The organism is Streptomyces cyaneofuscatus (assembly GCF_042718795.1).
Lineage (GTDB): Bacteria > Actinomycetota > Actinomycetes > Streptomycetales > Streptomycetaceae > Streptomyces > Streptomyces cyaneofuscatus_A.
Genome location: NZ_JBHXOX010000001.1, coordinates 1 through 15,874 on the forward strand (window position 1 = coordinate 1; position 15,874 = coordinate 15,874).

Here is a 15,874-nt window from a genome sequence, read left to right on the forward strand (position 1 = left end):
GGGTGCACGTTCTGGTTGTGGGCCTCTATCTGGTCAAGATGGCTGGTTTTGTGGTTGCTGAGCTGGGCGTGGGGGCTGCACGCCGCGATCGCGGCGTGCAGCCGCCAGTTCGCGTGGACGAACGCCACGGGGTCGGCGGCGCCCACGGCCCGCTCCATGGCCGCGATGTGTTCCTTGAGGCCAAAGATGTCGGCGGGCGAGGCGTGCCACAGGGCGTCCTCGATCAGAAGCGGGTCGAGGGCGTCGCGGATCCGTACGGCGTTGGCGACGTCGCTCTGCTGCGCGTCCAGGGCGAGGACGCAAACGGCTGCTTCAGGGCGCCGGCCTGGACCAGGTCGCCGGGCGCGAGGCCGTCGACGACATCGTCGCGCTGCGGTACTTCACCCGGTTCGCGCGGCCCTCGGCCCCCGCCTCCGCGCCGCAGCACCCATCCGCCTGATCACCGGGCGTCGAGGCCGCCCACGATCAGGCCGGTCAGCGCGATGACCGCCTCGCTGCCGGTCGTCCGCTCCCGGTTCAGCTCGGCGGCGATCGCCTCGGCCGCACCCAGCACGCCGACACACCGGAGCTGGAGGGCCCCGGGCGCGAGGCCGGAGTACGGGAGCAGCGCGGTGGCCATCAGGTGCGCATAGCTGTCGGTCGACTCGTGCTGGACCGCGTCCATCTCCGGGCTTCCCTTCAGCGCGGCGGAGACGGCGCTGAGCTCGGGCATGTCGGTGGCGCAGGCGAAGTAGGCGGTGCTGATGACGTGGGCGACCTCGCCGGCGCCGGGTGCGGCGTTCCGCAACGCCCGGGTGATCGCGGCCCGGTGGCGTTCGTCGAGTCGCCGGTGGAGCGCGAGCAGCAGGCCGGGGCGGGTGGCGAAGTGGTCGTAGGCGATCGGTCTGCTCACCCCGGCCTCCTCCGCGAGGGTGACCAGCGTCAGGGCGTCGGCCCCCCGGGTGCGCACGATCGCCACGGCGGTGTCGAGCAGTTGCTCCCGTCTGGCCTGCTTGGACAGGCGGGTCGGTGTGGTGGCCATGGTCCTCCCTTGCGTTCCTCTCCCAACCTAAGCTACAAAACGTAGGCTACAAAACGTAGCTTCATGGATGTGAGGGGAACCCACCGTGGGACAGCCGGAATCAGTACTGATCTTGGGCGGTACGGGACAGGCGGGCTCGGGGGCCGCCGCCCTCCTGCGCCGATGGCACCCGGAACTGCCGCTGACGATCGCGGGCCGTGACCTCGGTCGCGCACAGCGGGTGGCCGACGGACTCGGCGCCGCAACGGCCGCGACCATCGATCTGCGGCGCGGCGATCTCGGCCTCCCCGCCGACAGCGACCACTCGGCGGTGGTCGCCGCGCTCTGGGACGACCACCTGCACGGACTGCGCTACGCACAGCACCGCGGGCTGCCCTACCTCAGCATCTCCAGCGGCCTGGTGGACATCGCGCCTGAGGTCGTCGCGGGTGCGCAGCGGGCGAACCCGGCGCCGATCCTGGTCGCCAGCCACTTCTGCGCCGGGACCGTCGTCCTCGCGGCGCTGCATTCGGCCCGGCGGTTCGACCGGATCGACACCATCCGGATCAGTGCCGTACTGGACGAACTGGACACCGGCGGACCGGCAGGCATAGCGGATCTGCAACGGTGGTCCACGGCCACCTCGGCGGGACTGTTACGCCGGGACGGCGTCTTCACCTGGGTCACCGGCCCCGGCGCGGAGGCGGAGGTGCGCAGCGGCGACGGCACCGCTCTGCCCGCCCGGAGCATCGCCATCCTCGACGTGCCGAGCCTCGCCCTCGCGACGGGCGCACCCGACGTCCGCTTCGACTTCGCCGTCGGCACATCCGCGGGCCGACGTAGCGGCGGCTCCCCTTCCTTCGAGGTCCGGATCGACCTCGACGGAACAGACCGAGAGGGTGCGCCGATCCGTACGAGCCGCCACCTGGTCCACCCGGCAGGGCAGCGCCCCCTGACCGCGACCGGCATCGCCCTCGGCGTCGAGCGGTTGCTCGGGCTGCGCGGCGAGCCCGTCACACCGGGCATCCACACCCCCGAGGCACTGCTTGACCCGGCCTACGCGGTCGACCGGATGGCGGAGTCCGGCGCCGCCTTCACCGGCGCGCCGGGCGACAACTGACCTGCTCCCGGCATGGTCCCGCGCCGGAGGTGGGCGGCGGCCCTCGCGGCCTCCCGGTCGCCCGCCCCGACGCTGAGGGCCGACCCTCAGACCCACCGTCCGATAGGGAAGACTGGGCCCATGAGCGACATCGTCTTCTCGCGCCGGAGCGGCTGGATACCGAACGTGATCCGCGAGGACGGTGAACTGAAGCTGATGCTGGGCGCCGGGGCCGACGCCAACCACGACCCCCGCACGTTCACGTTCCCGATCGGGGAAGCCCACCTCGCGGTGATCCAGGAGGATCTGGCCCGGCACCTGCTGCTGTGGAGTGCGGTCCTTCCGCTGTGCGACGCCGCCGGAACCCGGGGCAGGCTCGACGAGGACGCCGCTGTCGCGCTCCTGGACCCGATCCTCCTCTCCGCGCCCGGGGACGTCGACGCGCTCTTCCGGCGCATCCCGTGGGACCGGGGGCGGCTCATCGCGCACGGCGCCGGCATCGATCTGCTGGAGCGCGGTCAGGTCTGCGCGGCCCTGCGCACGGCGACGGAGACGTCCGACGGGAAGCGGGCTCAGGAGTACCGGGCGAACCGCCGCCGCGCCGAACGCGGGACCGTACTCGGTCCGCTCGACGCCGCGATTCTGCGCTACACGGGCCAGTACCTGCACGGCTCGACGATCCCGAGGCGGACGCCCGACGCCGTCGATCCCGCCCTGCTGCCCGAGGTCGTACGGGTGGTCGCCACCGCCGAGCAGGCGTGCGCCGGAATGCGGATCGGGCGCGATCCACGACGGGGGAAGCGCGCCACGGACAAGCGCGACTGGGAGCGGATGGCGACGGCGGTGGAGACCGCCGTACGTCGCGCACACGCCCAACTCGCCGATGACGCGGTGCGTTCCGTGAGCTTCCTGATGTGCTCGGAGGCCGCGGACCGCTCCAGGAACGCGCCCATGGAGGACGACGAGCAAGCTGTCGGCGGGCGCGCGAGGAAGACAGCCCTGTCCTTCACCGACGACAAGGGCGCCGAGAAGAAGTGGGTCCAGGGCGGCCCCCGTACCGCCGCCGCGGAGTTCTGGGAGTTCGTCGGCGATCGCTCCGCAGGGGACAACGAGGTGTTCACCATCGAGGACAAGGAGATGGGTGAAGGGGTTCAGCTCCACTTCTACGCGGACTCCATCGCCCGGGTCACCACGGTGCGCGAGGGGACCGGCGGGTCGGAGCCGGAGTACCGGGTCGAGTACAGCCTCGTCGACGGGATGGGCGGGTACCGGAAGCTGGTGAGCACCTTCGCCCTCGGCGGCTGCGCCGCACTCGACGGGCACGGCTCCTGGATGACGGATGTCGCCGAGTTCGAGCGCGCGCGCCGACGGCGCGCCGCCGAGTAGTCCCCGTACCCCCGTACTCCCGGAGCGCTCAGGCGCCGGCCTGGAGCCGCAACCCCGCCAGGGTCAGGTCCAGCGCGGCGCGGAACTGCTCGATGTCGTCGTGCCCCTCGAACTCGTCGACGATCTCGTGCACGAAGGGGAAGGCGTCGGCGTCGAGCCCCCGCCACGTCGCGGCGAAGCGGCCGAGGAACTCGTCACGGCCGAGGGCACCGTCGAGGACCTCCTGAGGCGGTTCCTGCCCCAGGTCGACCGCGGAGCCGACGACGACCGTCGTGATCGCCGAGACGGCGTGGAACCGCTGGCGCGCGGTGAGCTTCAGCCGCAGGGTCGGCTGCCCCAACTTCTCGTACAGGCGCAGGGCGTTGCCCTGGACGTCGGTGTTGCGCATGAAGTAGTTCCCGAGCCAGGGCCGCACCAGGATCGCGTCGAACAGGGTCAGTGACATCGCGCGCAGGTCGTCGATCGGGTCCTCGCCGGGCTCGCTGGCCTCGATCTCGGCGAGGACGGTGCCGATGACGTGGTCGGTGGCGCGGTCGAGCAGCTCGTCCTTGCTCGCGACGTACCAGTAGATGCTGGCCACACCGCCCCCGAGGCGCTGCGCGAGCGCCCGGAACGTCAGGGCCGAGGGTCCCGCCTCGTCGAGCAGCGCCACCGCCTCGGTGAGCACGGACTCCATCGAGTGCGAAGCCCGGCGGCGGCCGCTCGCGGCGGCCCGGTCCTGGTGGCGCGGCATGCCCTCTACCCTTCGCTTGCATCTCTATCGAACGCTGTTCTATCGTACCTCATGGAACACCGTTCGATAACCGAGCGGCGTTCGATGAAAAGGAGCGCCGCTATGACGACCGCGATACTGAAACCCCCCTCATCCCGCACCTATCCCTCCCTGCGCGCCGCGTGGATCCCGCTGGCCGCCCTCTGCCTGGCCTTCTTCGTGGAGATGGTCGACAACACTCTGCTGTCGATCGCGCTGCCCACCATCGGGCGCGACCTCGGCGGCGGGACCACCGCGCTGCAGTGGATCACCGGTGCGTACTCGCTGACCTTCGGCGGGCTGCTGCTCACCGCGGGCTCCATGGCCGACCGGCTGGGCCGCCGCCGCGTCCTGCTCGTCGGGCTCTCCGTGTTCGGCGCGCTGAGCCTGTGCGCCGTCTGGGTCACCACCGCGGGCGAACTCATCGCCCTGCGCGCGGCGCTCGGCATCGCCGCCGCGGCGATGGCCCCGATCACCAACTCGCTGGTGTTCCGCCTCTTCGACGACAAGGCGCTGCGGATGCGCGCCATGACGGTGATGATCGTCGTCGGCATGTCCGGTTTCATCCTCGGACCGCTGATCGGCGGCACGGCCCTGGCCCATGTCCGCTGGGAGTGGCTGCTCGTCGTCAACGCCCCGATCGCGGTGATCGCCTGGATCGGGGTCCGCCTGGGCGTCCCGGCCGACCGGCCCGAGGACCTGACCCGCGACCGGCTCGACGTACCGGGCGCCGCGCTGAGCGTCGCCACCATCGGGCTCGCCTGCTACGCGCTGACCAGCGGTGTCGAGAACGGCTGGCTCTCCGTCCTCACCCTCGGCTCGGTCGCGGGCGCGGTCCTCGCCGCGACCGCCTTCGTCCGCCACGAGCGCCGCAGCCGGGCGCCCATGCTGGATCTGCGCCTGTTCTCCGACGGCACGGTCCGCGGAGCCGCCGTGGCCCAGATCGGTACGTCCATCGCGATGGCCGGCGTCATGTTCGGGCTCATCCTGCACTTCCAGTACGCGTACGGCTGGAGCCCCGTACGGGCCGGCCTCGCCAACCTGCCGCTGATCGTGACCATGCTGCTCGCGACGCCCGTGTCCGAGGGACTGGCCCGCCGCTACGGCCACCGCATCGCCTGCCTGGTGGGCGCGGCCTGTCTGGCCGTGGCGCTGGCGGGGCTGTCCTGGGGTGTCGAGCACGGATATCTCGTGATCGCGCTCTGCATGGTGCTCATGACGATCGGACTGCGGACCGTCATGACGATCTGCGCGGTCGCGCTCGTCGACGCGATGCCCGCCAACCGCACCTCGATGGGCACCGCGCTCAACGACACCGCGCAGGAGGTCGGCACCAGCGTCGGCACCGCCGTGGTCGGCACGCTGATCGCCGCGCTGGTCACCACCCAGCTCCCGGCCGGGCTGTGGAGCAGCGACCTCGTCGCCTCCTTCTTCCACGGCGAGCGGATCGCCTACGCCGTGCTCGCCGTCGCCGTCGGCCTGATCGCGACGGTCGGCGCGCTGAGCCTCACGGACTCCCGCAGTGTGGAGGAGGCGGCGCCCGCGGAGGCCGCCTGAACGCCTCAAGGTTCGTGCGGCGCCCGCTGAGGCCGCGTGAACGCCTCAAGGTTCGTGTGGGCGACGGGGCACAGGTGGCTCACAGGAGAGCGGGGTCGCGGAGAAATCCCTTCTCCGCGACCCCCGCTCTGCGGACGCTGCGCTACTTCGCCGCGTCCAGCTCGGCCAGGGCCTGCGCCCAGCCGACGTACTTCAGTTTCGCCAGGTCGGCGACGGTCTTGATGCCGAACGCCTCGTTCAGCAGATCCCCCTGACGGTCCGAAACCCCCTTGAGCGCCGACACCGGGGCCGACAGCACCTCGGACACGCTCTTGTCCGCCCAGGCCTTGTCCAGCACGTTGCCCAGATCGATCGAAGCCACGCTCGTTCCCCTCTTCAGGTCGCGCTTACCCACGAAGCGCGTGTTCGTCGGACCGGCACGGATTTCCCTGCCACCCCGACATCATCTACAGGCTTGTAGAGCATAGGAGAGAGGAGATGGCCGCGGAGCGCACACACCAGAGATCGGACACGAAAGTCCGAAAGCCGCCGCCTGTCCCCCGAGGGCGGCCCCGGCCCGGCCGTCGGTCTACAGAAATGTAAAGTTCTACCGGACGCACGGCACGGCGCCCCGGACCGACGTGCGCGGGGGGCAACGTGGTCCGGGACTTTCGGAGGACAGAGTGGACGCGGGAGGAGAAGGGCCGCGAGGCCGCGCCACGCGACGCGCGTGCTCCGGCGGTGCGTACGGCCGTGCCGCACCCGCCGAGCATGGAGAATCATGCGCGGGCGCTCACATCGCGCCAGGACGGAGCCCCAACGGCTCGGAACGGGCGCGGTGCGGACCGGATCCTCACCCCGGTCGCCGGTCCGGACCGTCCGGCCGCCTGACACCTTCCCCCTGCAACCTGACGCCTTCCCCCTGCCGTCGGCCGGAGCCGCAGCCGCGGCTCCGCCGAACCGCGGCGCATCCCGATCACCGTCGTTGGCCGGAACCCCCGGCCGGATGAGGAGTTACGCGTTGTCCGCCAGTACGGGCCCTTCGGGGCCTTCGGAGTCCGGTCCCCGGACTCCATCGAGTGGTGAACCGGCCCCGCACCGGGCGGGTGGGCGATGACCGCCGCCCTGCTCGGCCTCCTGGCCGTGTTCGTCCTGACCGCGGGAACGGGCTACTTCGTGGCCCAGGAGTTCGCCTATGTGTCCGCCGACCGCCTGACGCTCTCCCGGGAGGCGGCGGCCGGTGACAAGCGGGCCGCCAAGGCCGTGAAGGTCCTGGAGCGGCTCTCCTTCATGCTCTCGGGCGCCCAGCTCGGCATCACCGTCACCGGCCTGGTCGTCGGCTTCCTCGCCGAACCGTCCGTCTCCGCGCTCCTGAGGCCGGCCCTCGACGGCACGGGGCTGCCCGGCGGAGTGGTCTCGGCGATCTCCGTGACGCTCTCGTTCGTCGTGGCGACCGTCATCCAGATGGTGCTGGGCGAACTCGCGCCCAAGAACCTCGCCCTCGCCGTCCCCGAGCGGCTGGCGAAGTCCCTGGCCACCTCCACCCTCATCTACCTGCGGATCGTCGGCCCGGTCATCCACGTCTTCGACAGCGCCGCCAACCGGCTGCTGCGCCGGATCGGGATCGAACCGGTCGAGGAGCTCCACCACGGCGCCACCCTGGAGGAGCTCGGCCATCTGATCGGCGAGTCCCACGAGCAGGGCGAGCTGCCCGCCGCCACGGCCGAACTCGTCGACCACGCACTGGATTTCTCCGAGCGCACGCTCGGCGAGGTCATGGTGGTGCGGGCCGACGTCACCTTCGTACGGCGCGACGCCATGGCCCTGGAGGCCGTCGAGCTGATCGCCCGTTACGGCCACTCGAACTACCCCGTGCTCGGCGACCACCCCGACGACCCCGCCGGAGTGCTGGGCGTACGGGAGCTGATGGCGCTGCCCGCCGCCGAGGTCGGCCGCACCACCGCCGGGGAGCTGGCCCGCCGCCCGCTCCTGCTTCCCGAGATCCTGAAGCTCCCGGCGGCGGTGGCGCAGATGCGGGAGCGGGACGACGAGTTCGCCGTCGTACTGGACGAGCACGGCGGTGTCGCGGGCATCGTCACGTACGAGGACATCGCCGAGGAGCTGGTCGGGGAGATCGCCGACGAGTCCGACCCGGTCGACGAACCCGCGGTCGCCGACGGCGCCGGCTGGGTGGTCGACGCGGGACGCCGCCTGGACGAGATCGAGGAGGCCACCGGCATCGTGCTCCCCGAGGAGGGCGGCTACGACACCCTCGCCGGTCTGATCATCGACCGGCTCGGCCGCTTCCCCACCGTCGGGGACCGCCTCACCGTCTCCGGTGTCCGGATCGAGGTCCGCACCCTCGACCGGCACGTGGCCGAGTACGTCCGCATCGAACAGGAGCCGCAGGCATGAGCTTTCCCATGGCGCTCTTCGTCACCGTCCTGCTGCTGATCGGCAGCGGCTTCTTCGTCGCCGCCGAGTTCGCCCTGGTCGCCTCCAAGCGCCACCGCATGGAGCAGGCGGTCCTCGCCGGAGAGCGCGGCGCCAAGGCGGCTCTCGCCGGGATGCGCGAGCTGTCCCTCATGCTCGCGGGCGCCCAGCTCGGCATCACCCTCTGCACCCTGGGCCTCGGCGCCGTCTCCAAGCCCGCCATCTCGCACGAGCTGGACCCGCTGCTGGAACGGCTCGGGCTGCCCGCCGGGCTGAGCTACGGCATCGCCTTCGCCCTGGCGATGGCCCTCGTCGTCTTCCTGCACATGGTGGTCGGTGAGATGGCGCCCAAGTCCTGGGCGATCGCCCACCCGGAGCGCTCCGCGATGCTCCTGAGCCCGGCGTTCCGCGCCGTGGTCAAGGTGGTGCGCCCGCTGATCCAGGTGCTGAACGCGGTCAGCAACGCGCTGGTACGGCTCTGCCGGGTGACCCCGCGCGACGAGCTCACCTCCGTGCACAACCGCGACCAGCTCACCCACCTCATCGAGGAGTCCGAGCGGCTCGGGCTGATCAGCAAGGGCGACTCCGGGCTGGTGACCCGGTCACTGACCGAGCCGCAGACCCCGGTGGCCGAACTGGCGATCCCCGCCGAGCGGATCGTGACCGTACCGGCGGACGCGGACCTCGACCGGATCCTGGCCGTCGCCACCGCCGCCGACCGCACCCGGCTGCTCGTCCGGGACGGGGAACGCGTCCTCGGATCCGTCCACGCCCGCGACGCCCTGGTGGCCCGCGCCGCCGGCCGGCAGGCGTCGGCACGGGACCTGGCCCGCCCCGTACCGGAACTGGCACCGGACGCGACGGTCGCCCATGCCGTGGAGCGGCTGCGCGAGCGCCGCGCGACGATCGCCGTCGTACGGGACGAGCAGGGCCGGCTCTCCGGACTGGTCAGCCTCGACGACCTCCTCGCCCGGCTGCTCCACCCCCCGGCTGCCGGTTAGGGGTCCGTACTCAGCCCGGTGCGTTTCCGGCAGCCGCCGTGACGGACCCACCAAGGCCGGGCGCGCACCCAGGACGCGCCGCGCACTACGCATCGTCGTCGCGCGGCGCGTACCCCAGCTCCTCGGACATGGCCCAGGTCGAGCGCAGCAGCTCCGCCGAGAGGCCGACCAGCGACTCCTCGGTGGTGCCGCGGGCGGGCATGACGAGGGTGACGACCAGCGGCAGCGACTCGCCGGCGGTGAACACCGGTGCCGCCAGCGAGGTGACGCCGGGAATCACGCTGCCGAACGTGGTGGCCACTCCGTCGGCCAGGACCTCGGAGCGCACCGTGTCGACGCGCTCCTCGGTGACCCTGTCCAGGTGCTCCGTCTCCAGTTGGAGGCGGAGCACCGGCTCGGTGAGCTGCTGCGGCAGATGGGCCAGGAAGACGCCGCCGATCGCGCTGTCCAGCAGCGGCATCGTGGCGCCGACGCGCACGGTGATCGGCAGCGCGTGGGCGCCGTACTCCCAGCGGACGACGACGGGTCCGTGGTCGCCCCACACGGCCAGGTTGACCGGGTGCGAGGTCCGGTCCCGGAGGCCGGGCAGGCGTTCGCTCACCAGCGCCACCTCGTCCATCCTGCGCAGCGACTCGATGCCGAGCCGCCGCATGGCCGGGCCCATGTCGTACCGGCCGGAACTGGGCGACTGGGCGACCAGACCGACCCTGGCCAGGCTGACCGGACAGCGGTGCGCCCTGCTCGGCTGCATGCCGCTGGCCGCCGCTATCTGCGTCAGGCTCATCGGGCCGCGCCCCCCTTCCAGGGCCTGGAGCACCGTCATCGCCAGTTCGACGGACTGGATGCCCTGCCGTGCCGGTGAGGCCTCGTTGTTGTCGGTTCGGAAGGGCGCTGAGTCACAGGGGCGACCATAGTGACTGCCCGCCCACGGCCGGCGCGGCTCCGGCCGTGCGGGCCACACCTCGGGCGGCGACCGGTCTCCGGTGAGCGCGGGAGGGGCGGCCGCTGCGGCGAGGCGGCTCAGCCGCAGGGCAGGGCGGCTTCCTTCCGCAGCGTTCCCAGCAGTTCACCGGCGAGGGCGACCGCCGTATCGGGGGTGCTCGCGGTGCCGAAGACGTAGAAGTCAGGACGGACCACGACGGCGGAGCAGCTCAGCTCGGTGAACCAGTCGCGGTAGGTGCCGTCGACGTCCTGGACCAAGAGCGCCCCCGGGTCTCCGGTGGTCCGCTCACCCGGTACGACGACCCGGACGCCCGCCGACGCCAGGTCGTCGAGCAGGTGGGCCGCGTCCAGTGCGCCCAACTCCTCCTCCCGTACGAGGAGATGGAAGCCGCCGCCCGCGATCTGGTCCAAGCGGTCGCGGCGCGTCCCGTCGTCCACCAGGCCCTGGACCGACAACTGCCCCCGGCCGGTCGCCGAGGTCCGGGCGAAGAGGCCGTGGTCGAGGCCCGGCAGCCGCATCGCCTCCGGTTCGCTCCCACCGGCCCCTGGCTCGTCACACCGGACGAGTTCGGCGACCCCGGAGACCTGGCGCTGCGCTGCACGGTGAACGGCGAGGAGGTCCAGAAGAGCCGCACCAGCGACATGATCTTCCCGGTCCCCGAGCTCATCGCGCGCCTCTCCTCCGTCATGCCCCTGCTCCCCGGAGACGTGATCTTCACCGGGACCCCGGCCGGCGTCGGTATCGCCCGGGATCCGCAGCGCTGGCTCGCGCCCGGCGACGAACTGGTCAGCACGGTCGAGGGCATCGGCGAGCTGCGCCAGCGCTTCACCGACCACAGCCAAGGGGATCACGTCCCACCGCCACCAGGAGCCACCACCCCCTCAAGGAGGATCGGATGACCGCCGCACCGAAGTTCGCCCATGTCGTCTTCCAGACCAGCAACCCGGCCGCCATGCGGGACTGGTACTGCGCCGTGCTCGACGGACATGTGGTGTTCCAGAACGACACCCTGTGTTTCATCACGTACGACGAGGAGCACCACCGCGTCGCCCTGCTCACCCCGCCCGTCCCGCTGGAGCGCAAGAAGCCCACGACGGCCGGCGCGCACCACGTCGCCTACACCTTCGCGCACCTCGACGACCTCCTCGCACGGTACGAACTCCTGCGTGACAAGGGCGTCGACCCGGCGGTGTGCATCGCCCACGGCGTCACCACGTCCCTGTACTACCAGGACCCGGACGGTGGCTTCGTCGAGATGCAGATCGACAACTTCGCCGACCCGGACGAGGCCACGGGTTACATGAACGGACCGGAGTACGGGGCGGACGCCGTCGGCCCCGCCTTCGATCCGGAGGCCATGCTCGCCGCCCGCCGCTCCGGCGCGACCGTCGAGGAGCTGATCCACCGTTCCTGGGCGCTCAGGAGCGATCTGCCCGACCCGATGCTGGTCCTCACCGGAGCCGTCTGAGCACGGGGCCGGGACCGCCGACGGGGTGCCGGGGTCTCGCCCGGCACCCCGTCGACCCGTAGGCCCTTCGGCGCGCCACCGCCCGGCGGTCGCGCCCCGCCCCGCCCGACCCCCCGATCACTCACCACCAGCCCGCAGGATTCCGTTGAGCACACCCCGCCACCAGCCCGACTGCTTCATGTGCGGCCTGGAAGAGAACGACGAGGCCTCCGTCGTCTTCCGCGACCCCCTGTGGTCGGGAGAGTCGGTGCCCGGCTATGACGTGCCGGGGTGGTTCGTGCTGCGGGCCCGCCGCCACGCCGAGCGCGTCACCGGGCTCGACGATGAGGAACTGGCCTCGTTCGGCCGCCGCGCCCGCGACCTGGTGGCGGCGGTGACGGAGGTGACCGGTGCGCCGGCGACGTACCTCCTCGTCTTCGGCGAGAACCACCCGCACTTCCACGCGCTGATCACGGCGCGCGGCGCACACGTCCCCGAGGGCCGGCGGAGCGGGGACATCCTGAAGCTGCGGACGGAGTACGCCGACGCGGAGTTGGCCGCCCGTCTCGTTCCCCGGGTCCGCCGCGCCTATGAGCGCCTGGCCGCGAACGAGGCACGCCCGGTCGGCGCCTGACGGAGGACAAGCCGCGGTTCAGTGGTCCGGGCGTCCGCCCCGGCGCAGGGTGCGGGCGCACCACCCGATGATCGTCGCGTTGACAGCGGCTCCGACGACGATGGCGATGACGAACACGACCCCGTCGGTCGGCAGCATGAGGAACAGGAGACTGACGGGGGCGGTGGCAAGGAACGGGACGACGCCGGCCATGGACTCGTCCGAACTGTCCGCGACGGTCACCGCCCAGGCCCACACGAGGAGCGCGGCACAGATACCGAGGTAGACGAGGCCGACGGCGCCCAGGCGGTCGTACAGTCGGCGCGGGAACGATCTGCCGGGGTCGGCAGCGGTGCCGGGCATGGTGGTGGACTCCTCCGTCGGATGGTCGGGCCGGCTCTGCTGGGGGGCGCTGAGCGGTCGGGGGCCTGCGTGTCGGGGCGCTGAGCGGTCGGGGGTGGGCGCCGGGCCGGTCAGAGGTGGGCGCCGGGTGGGTTCGGAGTGGCGAGGCCGAGGTCGTACGCCAGGATGGTCGCCTGCACCCGGTCGCGCAGGCCGAGCTTGCGGAGCAGCGCCGTCACATGGGACTTCACGGTGCCCACGGCGATGCCGAGTTGCTCGGCGACCTCGGCGTTGGTGAGTCCGGCCGCGACCAGGGTGAGGACGCGCCGCTGGCTAGCGGTGAGGCTGTCCAGTCCGGGAGTGCTCCGCACGAAGGCCGCGGTGGGTGAGCGGGACGCGTAGTGGCCGATGAGGTGGCGTGTCGCGGAGGGGGCGAGGACGCTTTCGCCGATCGCGACCTCCCGGATCCCCTGGAGCAGCTTGGCAGGGTGTACGTCTTTGAGGAGGAAGCCCGAGGCGCCGGCCCGAAGCGCCTCGAAGACGTAGGCGTCGAGGTCGAAGGTGGTGAGGACGAGGACTCGGGGCGGGTTCTCCCGGCCGGTGATGATGCGGGTGGCGGCTATGCCGTCCAGGTGAGGCATGCGTACGTCCATGATGATGACGTCGGGAGCCAGTTCCTCGGCGAGCCGTACGGCACAGACACCGTCGGCGGCCTCGCCGACGACCGTCATGTCCTCCTCGGCGTCGATCACGGCGGCGAATCCCGCCCGCACGATGCCCTGGTCGTCGACGACCAGCACCTTCAGGCTCATCGTTGTCCCTCCTCGTCGGCCCGCGCGGTGGTGAGTGGCAGCCGGAGGTGGACCGTCCCTCCTGAGCCGCCGGTCAGGGTGCCGCCGAGCGGGGCGACCCGCGCCGTCAGCCTTTCCCGTACCGCTGTGGCCGCAGCGCGGGGAATCCCGGTGGCCCTGAGGGTCAAGGTATCGGCCTCCACGTCGAGTTCGAGCAGGGAGGGCTCCTCACCGCCGGCGGTGAGGAGCGTCTCAGCGGCGTGGTAGGCGGCCAGGTCGACGGCGGTGGGCAGGTGTCGCGGTACCCGGTCGGCCAGCCGTATGCCGATGTCGCGGCCGGTGGCCCGCAGATGGTGGGCGAGCAGGTCGAGCGCCTGGAGGGTGGGCTGCGGGCGGAGTTCGGGCCCGGCCCCGCCCCGCGGCACGGTGTCGAGCAGGGCGCGCATGGCCGCCAGCGCCTCGCGGGCGCGGGCCGCCGTCGCGTCGAGCCGGCCCGCCTCGGCCTCGGCGACCATGTCGGCGGTGCGGGCGAAGACCGTGCCTTCGAGTCCGGCGGCGATACGGTGGCGCTCGATCCAGGCGTCGCGGACGGCCTCCTCGGTCCAGGCGGCGAGGCGTTCGTCGTGGGCGCGGTCGTCGGCCTGCCGGTGGCGGGTCCTGCGGACTCCGGCCAGCCGGGCCGCCGCGGCGGTGAGGGCCACCCCCGTCGTGATGCCCACGATGACCGTCCAGGTGGGGGCTGTCGCACCTCTGACCAGCACGGCGGTGGTGGCGGCGGCCGCGTGCACCAGCACCACGAGGAGGACGGTCGGGTCGCGGTACGTCGCCGATCGGGCGGGCGCCATCGCGAGGGCCACGCAGGTGGCGAGCAGGCTCAGTGCGGAGGGGAGGAGGGCTGGGCCCCGGTAGTTCCCCACCTCCATCGCCACCGGCCACAGCAACGCCAGCCCCAGCAGCATCGCGTACGCCGTCCGTGGAGCCCTCCGCAGCCACAGCAGGGTCATCGCCTGGCCGGCCGCCAGCAGAGCGAAGAAGACGCCCGCGGACACCGGCGTTCCGCCGGAGAGTTCCTCGGGCCTGATGATCAGCGCGGGGAGCAGCGGTTGCAGGATCAGGCCGGCCGCCGCCACCACCTGAGCCACGCGGTAGGAGCTGGGCGCCGGCGGTTCCACCGCCGTGGCCGTCCGGCCGGGGAGTAGCGCCCGTACCTCCCAGCCGCCGTCCGCCGTCGGGCCGCTGTGCACGGTGCCGCCCGCCTCCCGCGCCCGGGAGCGGAGGAGACCCTGCCCACGGCCGCCGCCGAGTCCCGCACCGTACGCCACGGCACCGGCGGGCGGAGCGGTGCTGGTGACCGCGATCTCGGTGCGGGTCTCCCCGTACCGGCACAGCAGAGTGGTGTGTGCGCCGGGGGCGTACCGTGCGACGTTGGTCAGCGCCTCGCGCACGATCCCGTACGCCGCCTCCGCGACGGCTCCGTCCGGCAGGGGGTCGATCTCGCAGTCCACCCGCTGGCCCAGGCGCCGGAATCCGGCGACCAGGTCCTCAAGCCGATCCTCCGGTGGGGACGATTCCGCGTGGGAGGGCGCCGGGGCTCGAACCGCGCCGAGCGCGCGGACGACTTCATGGCCGGTCTCGGCCGCGAACTCCAATGCCTCGGACGCCAGTTCGGGACGGCGGTCCCGCAAGCCGAGGGCCGCGCCCACGGTGACGACCACGGCGGTCAGATGGTGGGCGCTGATGTCGTGCAGCTCCCATTCCATCCGGCGCCGTTCGGCCGCGGGAAGCCGGTGGCGCTCGGTCTCGGCACGCTCCAGCAGGCGATCGGCCGCCTGCCTTGCGCGACGGGCTCGGCGCGTGAACAGGCCGGCACCGCACGAGGCCGCGTACAGGACGGCGGTCAGGACCATGTCGAGCCCGTCACGCTCGCTGAGCCCGTGCAGGCTGATGCCCTGCATGAGCTGCCAGAGGGCGAGCGCCGTCACGCACAGCACGGCGGTGAAGGCGTCGCGTGCGATCGCCACGGTGAACACCGCCAGGGCGACACCCGCGGTGCCCAGCACGGCCATCGCCCCGGCGGGCAGCGGCCCCGCCCCCAACGCGCACGCCGCGGCGACGACGGTGAGAGACGCTACCGGCCGGGTACGGCGCAGGACGAGCGCGGCCGCCACCACTCCGGCGACCAGGGTTGCCGTCAGGAGAGCGGACGCGGGCGGGACGTCCCCGCGCACGAGCGGCACCCCGGGCCACACCACGGCCTGGGCGCAGAGCAGCAGGACCGGCACCAGCCGGTCGTCGGTTCGGTTCATGGTGGAGGAAGGCTATCGCCGCAGGTGAGCGGTCCGGATCGAACGGGAGACGGACTCCGGTCTCTTACCTGGGATACAGAGTCTCCACCTGTGGTCCACCTCGCTGATCGTCCCGCAGCGCGAGGACGGCGGCGGTCACCCGCCCCTAGGCTCGATCACATCGAGAGCGCGATCGGCGACCGGCCAACACCCCTTCCATCAGGGGGCCTTGTGTCCACGAGTCGTG

The 15,874-nt window shown here is 72.3% G+C and carries 16 protein-coding genes and 1 pseudogene; 8 read left to right on the top strand and 9 right to left on the bottom strand.

All coding sequences use genetic code 11. The annotated features are described in order from the left end of the window. Both ACFWRT_RS00005 and ACFWRT_RS00010 read right to left on the bottom strand, forming a co-directional pair. Positions 1–290 (bottom strand): FCD domain-containing protein (locus ACFWRT_RS00005; RefSeq protein ID WP_381121204.1); only part of this gene is annotated, 290 nt, incomplete at its 3' end. A gap of 149 nt (positions 291–439) precedes the next feature. Continuing rightward, a complete protein-coding gene (locus ACFWRT_RS00010) occupies positions 440–1,021 on the bottom strand; it encodes a TetR/AcrR family transcriptional regulator (RefSeq protein ID WP_380948713.1) in 582 nt (193 codons plus the stop codon). Positions 1,022–1,106: 85 nt separating this feature from the next. Here ACFWRT_RS00010 and ACFWRT_RS00015 point away from each other — a divergent pair, with 85 nt between their 5' ends. Together ACFWRT_RS00015 and ACFWRT_RS00020 are read left to right on the top strand one after the other, a co-directional pair. Beyond that, positions 1,107–2,120, top strand: a complete 1,014-nt coding sequence (locus ACFWRT_RS00015) for a saccharopine dehydrogenase family protein (RefSeq protein ID WP_380948714.1) — start codon at positions 1,107–1,109, stop codon at positions 2,118–2,120. A 120-nt stretch (positions 2,121–2,240) separates the two neighbouring features. After that, entirely contained in the window at positions 2,241–3,485 is a 1,245-nt protein-coding gene (locus ACFWRT_RS00020) for a DUF6357 family protein (RefSeq protein ID WP_380948715.1), read from the top strand. A 28-nt stretch (positions 3,486–3,513) separates the two neighbouring features. Here ACFWRT_RS00020 and ACFWRT_RS00025 read toward each other — a convergent pair whose 3' ends face one another. Further along, positions 3,514–4,161 (bottom strand): TetR/AcrR family transcriptional regulator, encoded by a 648-nt coding sequence (locus ACFWRT_RS00025; protein WP_380949004.1) that lies wholly within the window; start codon positions 4,159–4,161, stop codon positions 3,514–3,516. A gap of 159 nt (positions 4,162–4,320) precedes the next feature. On the opposite strand from ACFWRT_RS00025, the gene ACFWRT_RS00030 reads away from it, so the two are divergent. Further along, positions 4,321–5,793, top strand: coding sequence for an MFS transporter (locus ACFWRT_RS00030; protein WP_380948716.1), 1,473 nt, complete (start codon positions 4,321–4,323; stop codon positions 5,791–5,793). Between the two features lie 142 nt (positions 5,794–5,935). Here ACFWRT_RS00030 and ACFWRT_RS00035 read toward each other — a convergent pair whose 3' ends face one another. Beyond that, positions 5,936–6,154, bottom strand: coding sequence for a hypothetical protein (locus ACFWRT_RS00035; RefSeq protein WP_380948717.1), 219 nt, complete (start codon positions 6,152–6,154; stop codon positions 5,936–5,938). A 731-nt stretch (positions 6,155–6,885) separates the two neighbouring features. On the opposite strand from ACFWRT_RS00035, the gene ACFWRT_RS00040 reads away from it, so the two are divergent. After that, on the top strand, positions 6,886–8,187 hold the full coding sequence (locus ACFWRT_RS00040; protein WP_380948718.1) for a hemolysin family protein: 1,302 nt from the start codon (positions 6,886–6,888) through the stop codon (positions 8,185–8,187). Further along, positions 8,184–9,206 (top strand): hemolysin family protein, encoded by a 1,023-nt coding sequence (locus tag ACFWRT_RS00045; protein ID WP_380948719.1) that lies wholly within the window; start codon positions 8,184–8,186, stop codon positions 9,204–9,206. The genes ACFWRT_RS00040 and ACFWRT_RS00045 overlap by 4 nt, the downstream gene beginning before the upstream one ends. Before the next feature lie 85 nt (positions 9,207–9,291). Here ACFWRT_RS00045 and ACFWRT_RS00050 read toward each other — a convergent pair whose 3' ends face one another. After that, positions 9,292–10,050, bottom strand: coding sequence for an IclR family transcriptional regulator (locus ACFWRT_RS00050; protein WP_380949005.1), 759 nt, complete (start codon positions 10,048–10,050; stop codon positions 9,292–9,294). A 176-nt stretch (positions 10,051–10,226) separates the two neighbouring features. Next, complete coding sequence (locus ACFWRT_RS00055) at positions 10,227–10,667, bottom strand: hypothetical protein (protein ID WP_380948720.1); 441 nt, start codon at positions 10,665–10,667, stop codon at positions 10,227–10,229. Positions 10,668–10,676: 9 nt separating this feature from the next. Between ACFWRT_RS00055 and ACFWRT_RS00060 the strand changes: the two are divergent. The 3 genes and pseudogenes from ACFWRT_RS00060 to ACFWRT_RS00070 all read left to right on the top strand — a co-directional run. After that, a pseudogene (locus tag ACFWRT_RS00060) lies at positions 10,677–11,048 on the top strand (fumarylacetoacetate hydrolase family protein); the annotation flags it as partial. Then, positions 11,045–11,617, top strand: coding sequence for a VOC family protein (locus ACFWRT_RS00065; RefSeq protein WP_109980583.1), 573 nt, complete (start codon positions 11,045–11,047; stop codon positions 11,615–11,617). The pseudogene ACFWRT_RS00060 and the gene ACFWRT_RS00065, both read left to right, overlap by 4 nt. A gap of 145 nt (positions 11,618–11,762) precedes the next feature. Beyond that, a complete protein-coding gene (locus ACFWRT_RS00070) occupies positions 11,763–12,230 on the top strand; it encodes a hypothetical protein (RefSeq protein WP_380948721.1) in 468 nt (155 codons plus the stop codon). A gap of 18 nt (positions 12,231–12,248) precedes the next feature. On the opposite strand, the gene ACFWRT_RS00075 is transcribed toward ACFWRT_RS00070, so the two are convergent. The 3 genes from ACFWRT_RS00075 to ACFWRT_RS00085 form a co-directional block, all read right to left on the bottom strand. After that, a complete protein-coding gene (locus ACFWRT_RS00075) occupies positions 12,249–12,572 on the bottom strand; it encodes an SCO4225 family membrane protein (protein WP_380948722.1) in 324 nt (107 codons plus the stop codon). Between the two features lie 110 nt (positions 12,573–12,682). Further along, positions 12,683–13,363 (bottom strand): response regulator, encoded by a 681-nt coding sequence (locus ACFWRT_RS00080; protein ID WP_380948723.1) that lies wholly within the window; start codon positions 13,361–13,363, stop codon positions 12,683–12,685. Then, the gene (locus tag ACFWRT_RS00085; RefSeq protein WP_380948724.1) at positions 13,360–15,648 is read right to left on the bottom strand and encodes a sensor histidine kinase; all 2,289 of its coding nucleotides are present in this window, start codon (positions 15,646–15,648) and stop codon (positions 13,360–13,362) included. The genes ACFWRT_RS00080 and ACFWRT_RS00085 overlap by 4 nt, the downstream gene beginning before the upstream one ends. Between the last annotated feature and the right edge of the window lie 226 nt (positions 15,649–15,874).